The 12172-nt window shown below is 41.7% G+C and carries 18 protein-coding genes and 2 pseudogenes; 3 read left to right on the top strand and 17 right to left on the bottom strand.

Going from position 1 to position 12172, the window contains the following annotated elements; all coding sequences use genetic code 11:
- Positions 1–154: 154 nt before the first annotated feature.
- The 15 genes and pseudogenes from VSQ61_RS10345 to VSQ61_RS10280 form a co-directional block, all read right to left on the bottom strand.
- The gene (locus VSQ61_RS10345) at positions 155–733 is read right to left on the bottom strand and encodes a hypothetical protein (protein WP_334344347.1); all 579 of its coding nucleotides are present in this window, start codon (positions 731–733) and stop codon (positions 155–157) included.
- Between the two features lie 190 nt (positions 734–923).
- Complete coding sequence (locus tag VSQ61_RS10340; RefSeq protein WP_334344346.1) at positions 924–1805, bottom strand: DUF4299 family protein; 882 nt, start codon at positions 1803–1805, stop codon at positions 924–926.
- 126 nt (positions 1806–1931) lie between these two features.
- Positions 1932–2393, bottom strand: a complete 462-nt coding sequence (locus VSQ61_RS10335; RefSeq protein ID WP_334344345.1) for an Imm51 family immunity protein — start codon at positions 2391–2393, stop codon at positions 1932–1934.
- A 356-nt stretch (positions 2394–2749) separates the two neighbouring features.
- Positions 2750–3097, bottom strand: coding sequence for a hypothetical protein (locus VSQ61_RS10330; RefSeq protein ID WP_334344344.1), 348 nt, complete (start codon positions 3095–3097; stop codon positions 2750–2752).
- 48 nt (positions 3098–3145) lie between these two features.
- A complete protein-coding gene (locus VSQ61_RS10325) occupies positions 3146–3736 on the bottom strand; it encodes a hypothetical protein (RefSeq protein ID WP_334344343.1) in 591 nt (196 codons plus the stop codon).
- A 30-nt stretch (positions 3737–3766) separates the two neighbouring features.
- Positions 3767–4099, bottom strand: a complete 333-nt coding sequence (locus VSQ61_RS10320; protein ID WP_334344342.1) for a hypothetical protein — start codon at positions 4097–4099, stop codon at positions 3767–3769.
- Positions 4100–4192: 93 nt separating this feature from the next.
- Positions 4193–5311, bottom strand: coding sequence for a hypothetical protein (locus tag VSQ61_RS10315; RefSeq protein ID WP_334344341.1), 1119 nt, complete (start codon positions 5309–5311; stop codon positions 4193–4195).
- A gap of 747 nt (positions 5312–6058) precedes the next feature.
- On the bottom strand, positions 6059–6412 hold the full coding sequence (locus tag VSQ61_RS10310; protein WP_334344340.1) for a hypothetical protein: 354 nt from the start codon (positions 6410–6412) through the stop codon (positions 6059–6061).
- The gene (locus tag VSQ61_RS10305) at positions 6402–6731 is read right to left on the bottom strand and encodes a type II toxin-antitoxin system RelE family toxin (RefSeq protein ID WP_334344339.1); all 330 of its coding nucleotides are present in this window, start codon (positions 6729–6731) and stop codon (positions 6402–6404) included. The genes VSQ61_RS10310 and VSQ61_RS10305 overlap by 11 nt, the downstream gene beginning before the upstream one ends.
- Positions 6728–7051, bottom strand: coding sequence for a type II toxin-antitoxin system Phd/YefM family antitoxin (locus VSQ61_RS10300; RefSeq protein ID WP_334344338.1), 324 nt, complete (start codon positions 7049–7051; stop codon positions 6728–6730). Before VSQ61_RS10300 ends, VSQ61_RS10305 begins: the two co-directional genes overlap by 4 nt.
- Before the next feature lie 367 nt (positions 7052–7418).
- Positions 7419–7730, bottom strand: a pseudogene (locus tag VSQ61_RS22940) (IS1634 family transposase); the annotation flags it as partial.
- A gap of 112 nt (positions 7731–7842) precedes the next feature.
- Positions 7843–8154, bottom strand: coding sequence for a hypothetical protein (locus tag VSQ61_RS10295; RefSeq protein WP_334344337.1), 312 nt, complete (start codon positions 8152–8154; stop codon positions 7843–7845).
- 271 nt (positions 8155–8425) lie between these two features.
- Positions 8426–8605 (bottom strand): hypothetical protein, encoded by a 180-nt coding sequence (locus tag VSQ61_RS10290; protein WP_334344336.1) that lies wholly within the window; start codon positions 8603–8605, stop codon positions 8426–8428.
- A gap of 18 nt (positions 8606–8623) precedes the next feature.
- On the bottom strand, positions 8624–8863 hold the full coding sequence (locus VSQ61_RS10285; protein ID WP_334344335.1) for a hypothetical protein: 240 nt from the start codon (positions 8861–8863) through the stop codon (positions 8624–8626).
- Positions 8864–8927: 64 nt separating this feature from the next.
- Complete coding sequence (locus tag VSQ61_RS10280; protein WP_334344334.1) at positions 8928–9173, bottom strand: hypothetical protein; 246 nt, start codon at positions 9171–9173, stop codon at positions 8928–8930.
- Positions 9174–9319: 146 nt separating this feature from the next.
- Here VSQ61_RS10280 and VSQ61_RS10275 point away from each other — a divergent pair, with 146 nt between their 5' ends.
- The 3 genes and pseudogenes from VSQ61_RS10275 to trxA all read left to right on the top strand — a co-directional run.
- Entirely contained in the window at positions 9320–9517 is a 198-nt protein-coding gene (locus VSQ61_RS10275; protein ID WP_334344333.1) for a 4Fe-4S binding protein, read from the top strand.
- A complete protein-coding gene (locus VSQ61_RS10270; protein WP_334344332.1) occupies positions 9514–10107 on the top strand; it encodes a 4Fe-4S binding protein in 594 nt (197 codons plus the stop codon). Before VSQ61_RS10275 ends, VSQ61_RS10270 begins: the two co-directional genes overlap by 4 nt.
- Positions 10108–10152: 45 nt before the next feature.
- Positions 10153–10467 (top strand): annotated as a pseudogene (gene trxA, locus VSQ61_RS10265) (thioredoxin); the annotation flags it as partial.
- Positions 10468–10549: 82 nt separating this feature from the next.
- Here the strand turns inward: trxA and VSQ61_RS10260 are convergent.
- A complete protein-coding gene (locus VSQ61_RS10260; RefSeq protein ID WP_334344330.1) occupies positions 10550–11224 on the bottom strand; it encodes a Crp/Fnr family transcriptional regulator in 675 nt (224 codons plus the stop codon).
- A 267-nt stretch (positions 11225–11491) separates the two neighbouring features.
- Positions 11492–12145, bottom strand: coding sequence for a TetR/AcrR family transcriptional regulator (locus tag VSQ61_RS10255; RefSeq protein ID WP_334344329.1), 654 nt, complete (start codon positions 12143–12145; stop codon positions 11492–11494).
- Positions 12146–12172: the final 27 nt, after the last annotated feature.

Genomic DNA, 12172 nt, shown 5'->3' with positions numbered 1-12172 from the left:
AATCGTATACCGGCGGTATTCTTCCCGCAGAGCCGGATACTGCTCCGGCACAGCAGACAATGCGGCTTTCAGCCCGTTTTGAATATGCTCTATAACCTACCGGAACAGCGGTGTCTGGGAAACCTGTTCCCATGCGCTCATCACGTCTGCTGCTTTAGTTAGATGAGAGTGGCATACCGGTAAGCTCAATGCCGGCATCCGCCAACATATTCAGCATTTCATCCATTTCAGAAAAATCTATTTCCTGTTCATAATCCTCAAATTCTTCAAAATCCAGCCGCCCTCCACAGGTGGCGACCACTTCCATCAAAAGAGTAGAAAGCCATGTGAGTATCTGCCATTCACAGGTTTTTCCCCAGGGTATATCTACGAAGTTTCTGGAAAATTCTGCCTGTGCATCCGCTATTTCTTCCCCCACATTATAATCAAGGGCAGCGGCATAAAGGTTATTGGCAAAGTCCTGAAAATCAGAGACTGCTTTCTTTCCCTCCAGATAGTCCCAAAGAGGGTCAATCGCCTTCTGAAGAATAACCGGAACCATCCTGCCCTGTTCCGCCAGGCCCTGGCGAAGTGTGTGCATATATGATTTCAGAATTAAAAGGTTCCCTAAAAGCCGTGAATGGCTGCCGCTGTCTGCAAAAGCATCGTGGGCTATATCCTGAAAGCCCATCATCCAGTTAGCCGCCTTTGGCCCGTTCAGTGATGAAAAATCTGTATCAAGAGTGTATTTCATAAATTCCCTTTATTTTTCTAAACCAGAGGTTGTGTTCCCTCTGAAACCAGATGTCCTTCCTGACGCATTTCCTCTGGGGATAGGAGATCACTTTTTCGCCAGTAGCTTCCTGTTTCAACATAACATTGGTTTTGATCATTTATATACTATTTCTCCGGCCATGTAACGGATATAATAATTATTCTCCCTTTCAGTGCAGTTTCCCGGCCAGTTCTTCCAGCTCCGCTTTTGTCATTGGCGGGATCAGGATATGGTCCGCATCAAACTGCCGGATACCATCATGCCTTCTCATTTCCTCAATAAAACGCTCGTAAGGGAACATCCCCTCCAGCACACGATTCTCACTGTAAAGTACAAACTGGACGAACCCTTCTGTTATTTTCAGTTTACTCAGATTCAGGAACCCGTCAGCACGGACAGGAAAAACACTCTCACATTCTTCTGTCAAGGCATAAAAGGCTCCTATCTCCTTTGTATCGTTTTTCTGCAGAAGCCTCGGCTTTGCGTAATAGACATCCAATGCCTGAATATCATGCAGCGTCTGCTCGAAGTCTGAAAGATCTGTACATGCCTCCCATGCAGCTGCCTTGTCCTCCGTCAGCGTATAAGGCCACCTTGCCAGCGTAAGGATATAGCTCACAAATTCTTTATTGCCGCAAAACTGGTTCAGCGACTTCCGATTGAACATGGCAAAATTCTCAATCCCCTGCTCCAGTTCCCTGATGCTGAAAGCCCTCTCTTCCTCCACACAGTACATTTCCACTCTGCCCAGGCGCCTTTCCATTTCACCTGCAAGCCTGGTAAAATCCGCAATCTCTGCCTTGGTGGTAGGGATATTATAGCTTATCTCATAATATCCTTCCCTGGCTTTGCCGCCATTAAAAAAGATCCCCCGCCCTATACGCTCAGGATTATAAAAAACAGCGGTTCCCTGGCTCTGCTCATTTTCCTGAAGTATATAAAAATCATTATTAGAACCATAGCAAAAGCCGCAGGCGTGAGCCAGGGACGGGATATCAAGTACCGTCTTTCCAAATAGTTTCTTCTGTCTGATCTGCAAAGTAAAGGCCATAATAAAATCTCCCTGTAAATTTATATAAATGAATGTGTTTTCAGCTTTTCGTATCTCCTTTTTCGGAAAAGTGCAAACTGAAATTTTTTGTGATGTATGATGTCTTTTGGGAGACAACTAAAACTGTTACTCCAGCTTCCTTAATTTTCCGAAACCACGTTCAAGGAAAGCACGCATCTCCTTTTCATCATTGCACATCTTTCTGAACCACTTGGCAAACAAGGCAATATCATCTATGTACTGAGAATATACACAAAAAATTTCCTCATCGGAATCGAAGTGGAACATATCTACACCACTATTGTTTTCCTCCCATTCTTCGATAAAGCCCATTGCAAGTGTTTCCCAATCTTTGCTACTTCCATGAAGCCCTACTTTACGGAAAGTATCCGCCTGAAATCCATCATCGATTTTTAATAAAACAGACAAGGCATAAGGGTGGTGTTCCACAAAAAAGAATGGTGCAATATCTTCTGGCTTGGTGTGCAGTTTGAATGGTGGGCGGGTCTCCGGCGGCCACCATGGAAGCCAAGGGAACCAATCCCACTCGTCATCTTTCAGTTGTCCATATTGTTCAATTTTTTTCATTTGCACCTCCACAACTTTCGATTTATATTTAACTATATGTATTGGTTCTCATTCTTGCTGATTTCCCAAAATCCTATCCAAATACCTCATTGAAAATATCCTTAGCGGCATTTTTATCAAAATTGAGAGCACCAGGGCTTTGGGCAGGAAATCCTCTTTTCTTAAGCATGTCTACAAATTCACTGCTGCCTGCTATGCGGGGCGTAACAGCAATCTTCCTTGTTTTCTTTTCATCCTGAAAGTAAAAATACCATGCGGCAGGAGCGGAGGGATAAAATATGTTCGTCTTTACGTTTTGAAGTTCTTCCCACAGAAATTCTTGCTGATCTTTATGGGATAGGACAAAAATGATTTTTTCATCGCCAAATACTCCTTGTGGTGCTCTTGATGGTTATGCTTGTTTCCGGCCCTTTCGTGTTATTGAAACATAATCGGCCTGTTTTCTTGAATTGCCAAATCGCATAATCCAATACATATTTATATTCATTCAAAAAGTCTTTTAACTCCGGACTTAATTTGCATTTCCGAGGAATACTCAGCCGAAGAATAGCTTTTTGCCGTTCTGCCTCCTCGGCAAGATTATATATTTGATATGTTAAGTGCAGTGTTAAACATGACTTTCCAAGTATCCAGCCATTCCCACTTTTCTTTTGTTCGGGAAGACTTCTCCTTCTTGTTTGCCAGCGAGTATATTGATTTTTCATTCTTCCTATATTCCTTCTAATCGAGATTTATATTCTGATTATTCTCGTTTACATTACGCCATGAGATAAAACTTCAAACTCAAACTCATCCTCCAGAGAAGCAATTTCCGTAACCAGGTCAAGGCTCATATAATCTTCTTCCTGTCCGCTTTCCATTCCGGTCAGCCCAACCTGGATAAAAATGTTATAATACTTGTTGATTTCATTGCTATCCAAAGGGAGATAGTTTTCCTGCCGTTCATTTCCTTTATAACTTACATTTCTATATTGTCCGTTTTTAATGCGGTAAGGACGGTGATGATTGTCCCGGTAAGTGAAACTGTAACTCTCGTACACAACATAGTAATTCCCCGTAAAATAACGGATGTCGGGGAAACTTCCAACCTCTGATGAGAGGTCTTCACTGGTTTCATCAAGATAATTCCTGAAAATTATCTCTTCAATCTGCTCCAGCATTTCCTTATGCCTCCCTGCAAGGAGCTGATATGCCTCTTGCGGAAATCCCTCATCAATAGAAATCCGGGGCTTTATCTTCAATTCAAAATTCCCATAATCATTATCAGCATTTTCTTTTTCAAAAACAATCAAGTTTGGTTTTTTTAATTCCTTTTTCTTTTTGAGCTTATCAAAAATTCCCATTATTCAATCTCCCTGGTTTTAATATGATGATTATTGGGGCAGATAGCCTGAGCCGCCGCAGGTCTTACAGACCTTCCCCACATCCACCTTCAGCAGCGGAAGTTTTTTCAGGTGCAGCCCTTTTCCCTGGCACTCCGGACATACCTCCACATAACAATTGCCCTCCATAAAGTCCAGCATCTCCCATGAAAGCTTGGCCACAAACTTCATGGGCTTGCCGCAGTCAGGGCAGGGGGTGTATTCCCAGTCTTGAATCCAGAATGGAAAGCCGCCGATGGTGCTGGTCTCGTCCCAGTCCGCCCCATACTGTCTTGCCTTCAGTTTTTCACTGATTTCTGGTCTTGGGGAAAATCTGTTAATCATGTTCTGTCCCTCCTCTGGCTATTGTTCAGTGAAATATTTTACTTCATCACAGACGCAAGCCATATCTTCACGGCCAGGATTTTAAGATACAGATCAGTCATTATCCCAGGACGTACTAAATCCGGTAATTTCAAAAAACGGCATATAAAAATGGAAGTGTCCGTTATGAGTGTCAATGTTCCAGCCTCCTTTGAGTCCAATCACCGGTCCCCGATACATCCAGTCGGTTTCGTCCTCCACTCCAACAGGGTAGCCGTCCCGAAGATGATACCATACCGGCAGGGTGATAGTCTCGTTATTGGCCCAGTCCATCTCCTTTTCCTCCCAAAAGCTGTAGGAAAATTCGTAGGAATGCCCATCTGCGCCGATGACGGTAAAATGCTCCGCCGTACCTTTCACATCAAAATCCAGACGGACCAGCAGCGTATAAAGGCCGCCATAGTTAATAACACCGCTTTCCAGGCCGATGCCGGCCAGCAGCTCCGGCGGCAAAGCTTCCTCTCCTTGCCGGACTCTGGGCTTCGGAGCCCAGGGCCAGGCGTTCACTGCGTATTCTTCCAGCTCTGTCTGAGAAAATTCATCACAGGGCAGCCGGTAAAAAGCGTAATATTTCTTTACGGAATCCTCCAGGGCTTCCTGAACCGCTTCCGCTTCGTCCTGCGGCCCATGGACAACCATCTCTTTAAAGTTGTGGAACTGTGGGGAGTAGATCCGCCAAGGCAGTTCCGGCTGGAACTTATACTGTCCCTTTGGTATGAGCTGGGCCAGAGGCTTGCCCTCTATCCAGGCGTAAAAGGCGGACAGCTGTTCTAAAGCTGGAGTAAGATCGGCGATAGAAGTATACCTGGTATCCAAAATTTCGTCATACAATTCCCAGGCGTCTAAGCTGCCTCCCTCTTTCTGATATTGCTCCAGATAATATGCCGGGATCACCTCTGCTTCATCAGAAACCATCCGGGAGTAGAGCATTGGCACCGGATCGCCTCCGCCCTGGCCTACCCAAACCTGAAAAACCGCATCCGGCAGTTCGTCAAACCAACATTCCCATGTCTGAAGTCCTTCTTGCCGGATATGGATCGTTTCATCTGGGTATCTTCCTGTCAGGTATTCCTCTACATCAGCTCTGGTATAGGGACCCCGGTATTCATAGCAACCCACGAGCGACAAAGCCAGCAGGCAGGCCATCCCAGCAGCAAATATTTTCTTACCCATTTGCGAATACTTTTGTTACCTCCTGACTGATTAAAATATAAGTGTTCTCTTTCCGAATAAGTGGATAAAATACCTCCAATATTTAAAACAAAAAGGCGCTCTTTGCCACACAGTTATCTGCAGGCATAAGAACGCCACTCTTGACGATATAAAATTGAACAAAACAACACTGCAGGGCTATATACTATAACTCTGCTTGCTTGAGAATGGCACAGGTTATTATGTTTGTCAAGCTCTCTTTTCAAAAAATATATATTTTAGTTATAGCAGAAATTTGCCTGTTTTGCAAGGGGTGGGAGACTTACCGATTCATGCCCATTAAAGATTTAGCAATATAACTGAGATTTCCAATCTTACATATAAAGATTTGTATCTCGTTTAACTCATCATTTTGAAAATTTTGTTTAAATAGCAAATGTTTCACTATATGATACACTTATCATTCTGGAACCAGTCAAACATTTTTTAATGTTATTTTTTCTTCTGTATATTCATCTAATAATCTTTTTTGTAAAATATCTCCATTCCGCCGCCAAGCCAGCAACACAAATAGTAATGAAAGTCTTCCAACTCTTCACATTACTACTAAATACTTTTACTACAAAACACGGGAAAAATTGCAAATTGGGTTTCCGTCATACTCATACCGGAAGGACAGAAGGATCTCATCCCCGTGCCTTGTTGTTCACTCCACACGTGGACGGTTGGCTAGATAATCCACATAGTTTTCTTTTGCGGCCACTATATTTAGCTTCTGCTCCAATGCTTGGGTAATAAATTCGGAGGCGTTCCAATGGCAGCATGTTGATGATAAACTTCATACTCCAACAAATTTTTTGCATCCGGAATGTCTTTCAGGAGCTGTTTTATCAGCTTCTTCTGTGCCATCGTGACCGGAAGATTCTTTTTGCTCTCATCTACCTTCTCTGCTCCTTCACGAGTACTGATGTATTGTGTATAATTCTGTAGATGGGATAAGGTGTATCTCGAACGTGGCGGCTGGTGAAGATTAATTTTGCCATATCCTTCTCCCTCCATTAAAAAAACGCTACTAAGAAATTTCCTTATAACGACCTTATTGCATCTTCTGTTATAAATCATGTTTGTCTCGCCTTTTTGCTGCTTCCTTATATACCTGCTCATCGGTTCTGGCAGAAATTACAATAATCTTCATTACTCCGTCTACACGCTCCACCTTATAAACAACTCTGATTCCCAAATCCCTGAACTTTATTTTCATAAGATTCGTAAGATTTGTCCCACTCTTGTTACCCAAAGGTTTTCCATATCCACCCTCCTCTGCGGATAATGGATTTCGACTAACTTTTCGGATACCCTTTAAGACTTGAATCTGAACTGAATGATCGAGTTTCTTCATGTCCTTTTCCGCTTCATCTAAAAACTCAATATTCCATGTCATTCGATATCTACGTCCTCCATATCCAAAAGTTCGTCTTCGCTGATTCCTAAATCGCTCATTACGGAATCAAATGAAATTGTTTTATTATTTCCATTGTCCCCCATGCGTTTATTTGCCTCTAACAAGAGAAAATAATCTTCCTCAATTTCCATTAGCCTTATATATTCTTCCGGTGACAAAATAACTGCTGAAGGTTGATTATTCTTTAAAACAATTAATTCCCTTTCAGAATGAAGTCTGTCAAATATCTTCGCTGCTTGACCTTTATTGAATTGTGAAATAGGAACAAGGCTCTGTAAAAGATCTGCTGTAATTGCCATAACAAACCCCTCCATTGCTTTATTTTACTTTTATTATATGCAAAAATCAGCGAAAAATCAATAATATAGATTGATAATTTATTATTAAATTTTCATTATAATTTATTGTTATTTATAATCTTTGTTTTGTAAAGTATTTGAAATCCCGTCTTTAGCAGTTAACACCATATTCTTTCGAAGCAAACTGTATATCCAAGCATCCTCAAACGCATTGAAATAAGGCTTTTTTATTTCTCATAACTCTTGCATTTTTATTTTTTCTGTGCTATAATCTCATTTTTAACAGTTGAGAAAAAATAGAATCGCTACAATGCTTGAAAATATGGGCAGTGTAGCGATTTTTAGCGTTGTTTTAGACTATGGTATTTTATTTTCTTCCTTTACTTTTTTTCTGAATTGTTTTCATATGACTTTTGGTGATGAATTTAAAGTCGGTATCAAATTCACAAATCTCGTGCAAGGCATCGGTTAACTTGTCACATGTATAAAGCGGGATAAAGCCTTGTTCCTGTATGTCCGCAAAATTTATTGTCTTTAGTTTATCCAGAATCGTCTCACAGGTAAAGGCGTGCTTCAGCTCTCTTTCGAGATATCGGTATATGACTAATGAAAGGAAACAGATGAGGAAATGTGCCTTTATACGTACATCATCATGAAGAAATACGGGTCTCGCTTCAAAGAAGCTTATATTGCAATTTATTTTTCTCTGCATTTCGTTATAAAATCGACAAGCAATTTTACATATCGAACTCTTATCAGAGGAACTTAATTTCCCATAGACACAGAATTTTTTACGCCCTCTTATAAAATAAAGAAATACACTTCAATTTTTCACAATAATTATATAACACGATATATCCCCTATTAATTGATACATTCTGAACAAGATATTCTCCTTCAAATTTTACATTTACTTTATCTTCTTCTTTTATAAGAGATACTTTTAAATGTTCTTCATGTCCTATTGAATACAATGATTCTTCGAAACATTCTTCAATAATAGCCCACGCTTTCTTCTCCTCACCGGCCTCCATATAATCTCTAATCCTTATAACGTTTATATTATTGATTGGATCATCATACTTGCTTTTATAAGCAATCACTGTATAAATAGCTGCTTCTGCATCTTTTACCTCTGCTATTACTTTTTCCTATCTCAATGTATTTCATATATAATATATTTATTATTTTGTGGTTCATTGACTAATGAAATACAATCTTCAGGGTAAACTCCTTGATACAACAATATGCTCCCATCAGAATCCTTTTCTAATTTGCACTTGCTATCATCTAATATACTTTTAATTTTATTAATCAATTACAATTTCCCCTTTATCTATCAAATCTAAATTTAATTATATTTACTTTTGACCATCAGGTTCCCAATCTCTTTTGCACCTGCCCATTGGGCAGATGCAAGGACAATCGTAATTCTATACCATAAACTTCTTCTATATTATGTAACAAAGTATTTTCTTTATCATATACATTTACAATATCCCCTGTTAATTCTTGAGCATATTCTTCTCTTATCAAATTATCCCATCTAAGCATAACCTCTTTTACTTCATTTTAGATTCTTTCATTGCAAACTACAACCAGTGGAAAAATCCAATCATTATCATTACAATCAACACATATGAACTGTCCTTTTTCTTCTAAGAAAAATAAATTATTCTGACTACTTTTATCTTTCTCCAACACTGCTTTTTCAATACTTGTTTCTTCTATATGCAAGCTCATTACTTCTGCCAAATCATATAATATTTCTTTCGTATATTCATTTGTAAAATACATTTCATATTGAACCATTAAAATAACTCCTTAAAATTTATTCTATCCTAATTGGTGTGCAATATCTTCTAACATTTTTATATCATACTTCTCCCATCAGGCTCAAATATTGCCCCATATTATCAATATCTCCTTTAAAAAATACTTCTATATACTGTTCACAATCTTTTATGTTTTTATAATTGACCATACCTATAGATTCAACGGAAAAAATATTTCCCATTTCATCTTTTAAATTCAGCCCATTTTTCAACAGCATTGCATCCCCCTCTAAAGAAACACAACATTTACTTCCTACCTGAAACTTTTGCAATACCTTGTAAACCATTATGACATTCCTCTTCACATTCTATAAAGATATTTTTCCCCTCTGGCTCTCGCAGTTCCTGCTCTGCAACCGTCAAATGGTGACTTCATCACAGAACAAATCATTTTTCCCCTATATAATAGAAAAAAACAAAAGGAGTTTTTACCATGGCAAAAAAGAAAGCGGCTGTCAGTATCCGGGAATGTGTTGCCTGCGGATCCTGCATAAAGGTCTGTCCAAGAAATGCAATCTCCATTCCCAATGGCATCCATGCAATCATTGATAGGGAATTGTGTGTGGGATGCGGAAAATGCGTAAAGGAATGTCCCGCAAGCATCATCGCATTGGAGGTGGCGGAAAAATGAAACAAAAAAAGAAATGGTATGATTACCTGTGGATCTTCTCTCTTACCTACCTGATCCTTGGTTTTTTCAATATCCTCTTTGCATGGCTGGGGCTTCTCTGCTTCTTTATCCCCCTTGCCATAGCGATTATCAAGGGCAATAAGGCTTACTGCAATAAGTACTGCGGCAGAGGTCAGCTTTTTTCCCTGATCGGAGGGAGGTTCGGGCTGTCACGAAAAAAGGATATCCCCAGGTGGATGAAATCCGGCTGTTTCCGATACGGATTTTTGATCTTTTTCTTTGCAATGTTCTTCCTTATGCTGTGGAACACCTGGCTGGTATTCGCCGGAACCAAAAGTCTTGGCACAGCGGTAACGCTGCTGTGGACATTCAAGCTCCCGTGGCATTGGGCTTACCACGGAACGCTGTTCTCTGACGGCGTCGCTCAGTTTGCTTTCGGCTTCTACAGCGTAATGCTCACCTCCACCGTACTGGGCTTTCTTACCATGATTTTATTCAAGCCCCGTTCCTGGTGCGTGTACTGTCCAATGGGAACCATGACACAGCTTATATGCAAAGCCAAAAATGTGACCTCATCACAGAAACAGTGAGCAGAAAATGATACACTGTGAGCAGATAAAACAAAAAGAAAGGAAAATAAAATTATGTCCATACTTCATGTAAACAAAAATAACTTCGATTCCGTAAAAACCAGTGAAAAGCCCGTGCTTCTGGATTTCTATGCCGACTGGTGCGGTCCCTGCCGCATGGTGTCTCCCATAGTGGAAGAGATCGCAGAGGAAAATCCGCAATACCTGATAGCCAAAATCAACGTAGACCAGGAACCGGAGCTGGCACAGAGATTCGGTGTCTTTAGCATCCCCACGCTGACTGTGATCAAAAACGGCAATATTCTAAGTCAGTCAGCAGGCTTAAAGTCGAAAGCGGAGATCCTCTCCATGCTGGCATAGCGTCTCGAAAATAACCGGACTAAATGTTAGGACATCATTGCACTTCAGGCACCATTTACTTCAAACTGAATGCAGCGATGTCCTAAAAAGTCAGTTCCCGCAGACGTTTCTTATCAAGGATTGCAACGCCGCCCCTTGTAACCTCCACAAGCCCCTCGCCGGCAAAATATTTCAGCATCCTGGATACCACTTCACGGGCAGAACCCATATACCGGGCAATCTGCCCGTGGGTTAATGGAATAGTATCCAAACCCGTTCGGGCGGATTCGTCAGAAAGAAAGATTGCCAGCCGTTTATCCATGCTCATAAACAGGATCTGCTGCATCACCCACATCACGTCCGAAAAGCGGCTGACTGCGGTTTCCAACGCAAATATGCGGATGTCCGGATTCCGTTTTGACACTGCCGCAAAAGCAGGCCCGCTTACCACGCAGCACTGACTGTCCTGCTCCGCATCTACAAACACCTCAAACGTGATGGCATCCAGCACACAGGAAGCGGACAGCATACACAGATCGCCTTTATGGAGACGGTAAAGCGTAATCTCCTTTCCCTCATCCGACATCATGTAAAGACGCAGGCATCCCGAACGGACAAGAATCACGCCGGAACATTCACTGCCGTCATGAATATTCTTGCCCTTAGGATAAGTAACATCGTATGAATTCCGGCAGATGTACTCCCTCTCTGCGTCCGGAAGCTTCTCCCAAAAGGGAAATATCTCCCTGTAAATAGATTCAAATACGATTTCAGACATATCGTCTCCTCCTTTTCTCCCACACAACACATTTTCTGAACCATCCTACATTCCCCTTACTTTGCGGGCAAGCAGTCCAATCACACATACCATAATACCTGAAATTCCCGGCCTGATAAGGCAATTTTATAAAGCATTCCAACAGTGCCGTAATGAAAAAGCACAGGACACTTGCATACATGACGGGCTTCAAGCCAACTGCTGCATACAGAATCCCCCCAGCAAAAGGAGCGTAAAATTCCTCGAAAATAATCTCTGCTCCATCCGTCATCCTTTCCTTTCTTCCCGGCAGCTTCCCAATATCCCCTCTGCCCTCTCACACATCTCATTCTCGATGATTGGAAGCCCCATTGCCGAAAGAACCTCCGCAACAAATCCGCACTTGTGAAGTATCTCCTCTGCATCCGCCGGAAATACGGAGGGCAGCAGCCAGAAATTCACAAGCGGCAGCAGTTCGGAAAGCTCCTTTGCGTATTCCGTCCGGATTGAGTCGTCACGCCGGCCCTCCTCAATCAATTCAAACCATAAAGGAGTCAGCACCCGCCGGTTCGCCGCTACCGCAGCCGCCAGAATATGCGGGTCTTTCAGGATGGAGACTGCCTGAATATTGATCTCTTCCCGTTCCGTGTTGGCCCTGTCAAGGGCAAGCACCTCCCGTATCTTCTGCAGTCCGTTCAGATCAGAACGCTTCCTGACCTCTTCAAAAGGATTATTGGCAAAAAACATCTGATCCGCCAGGGCATGCATGACCTCTTCCTTACTCTGAAAGAAACGGTAAAACATCCCCTTTGCACCCCCCGCTGCTTCCATAATATCCGTAATGGCAGTTTCTTCATAGCCTTTTGATAAAAATAATTCCTTTGCCGCAGCTAAAATCTCTCTCTTCCATTGTTCCGGCTGTTTTTTCACTGGCCTGGCCAATTTGCACCGCCCCCTTTTTCATAGTTA

This window comes from Candidatus Merdisoma sp. JLR.KK006 (assembly GCF_036941035.1).
Classification (GTDB): Bacteria; Bacillota; Clostridia; order Lachnospirales; family Lachnospiraceae; genus Laedolimicola.
This window is presented reverse-complemented; position numbering and strand designations above follow the sequence as displayed.

Excerpts from the sequence above, each read along its gene's own strand:
- VSQ61_RS10315 (WP_334344341.1), bottom strand. The coding sequence starts at position 5,311 with ATGGGTAAGAAAATATTTGCTGCTGGGATGGCCTGCCTGCTGGCTTTG.
- VSQ61_RS10345 (WP_334344347.1), bottom strand. The coding sequence starts at position 733 with ATGAAATACACTCTTGATACAGATTTTTCATCACTGAACGGGCCAAAG.
- VSQ61_RS10280 (WP_334344334.1), bottom strand. The coding sequence starts at position 9,173 with ATGGTTTACAAGGTATTGCAAAAGTTTCAGGTAGGAAGTAAATGTTGT.
- VSQ61_RS10330 (WP_334344344.1), bottom strand. The coding sequence starts at position 3,097 with ATGAAAAATCAATATACTCGCTGGCAAACAAGAAGGAGAAGTCTTCCC.
- VSQ61_RS10320 (WP_334344342.1), bottom strand. The coding sequence starts at position 4,099 with ATGATTAACAGATTTTCCCCAAGACCAGAAATCAGTGAAAAACTGAAG.
- VSQ61_RS10285 (WP_334344335.1), bottom strand. The coding sequence starts at position 8,863 with ATGGTTCAATATGAAATGTATTTTACAAATGAATATACGAAAGAAATA.
- VSQ61_RS10290 (WP_334344336.1), bottom strand. The coding sequence starts at position 8,605 with ATGCTTAGATGGGATAATTTGATAAGAGAAGAATATGCTCAAGAATTA.
- VSQ61_RS10270 (WP_334344332.1), top strand. The coding sequence starts at position 9,514 with ATGAAACAAAAAAAGAAATGGTATGATTACCTGTGGATCTTCTCTCTT.
- VSQ61_RS10310 (WP_334344340.1), bottom strand. The coding sequence starts at position 6,412 with ATGATTTATAACAGAAGATGCAATAAGGTCGTTATAAGGAAATTTCTT.
- VSQ61_RS10325 (WP_334344343.1), bottom strand. The coding sequence starts at position 3,736 with ATGGGAATTTTTGATAAGCTCAAAAAGAAAAAGGAATTAAAAAAACCA.
- VSQ61_RS10260 (WP_334344330.1), bottom strand. The coding sequence starts at position 11,224 with ATGTCTGAAATCGTATTTGAATCTATTTACAGGGAGATATTTCCCTTT.
- VSQ61_RS10300 (WP_334344338.1), bottom strand. The coding sequence starts at position 7,051 with ATGGCAATTACAGCAGATCTTTTACAGAGCCTTGTTCCTATTTCACAA.
- VSQ61_RS10340 (WP_334344346.1), bottom strand. The coding sequence starts at position 1,805 with ATGGCCTTTACTTTGCAGATCAGACAGAAGAAACTATTTGGAAAGACG.
- VSQ61_RS10305 (WP_334344339.1), bottom strand. The coding sequence starts at position 6,731 with ATGACATGGAATATTGAGTTTTTAGATGAAGCGGAAAAGGACATGAAG.
- VSQ61_RS10335 (WP_334344345.1), bottom strand. The coding sequence starts at position 2,393 with ATGAAAAAAATTGAACAATATGGACAACTGAAAGATGACGAGTGGGAT.
- VSQ61_RS10275 (WP_334344333.1), top strand. The coding sequence starts at position 9,320 with ATGGCAAAAAAGAAAGCGGCTGTCAGTATCCGGGAATGTGTTGCCTGC.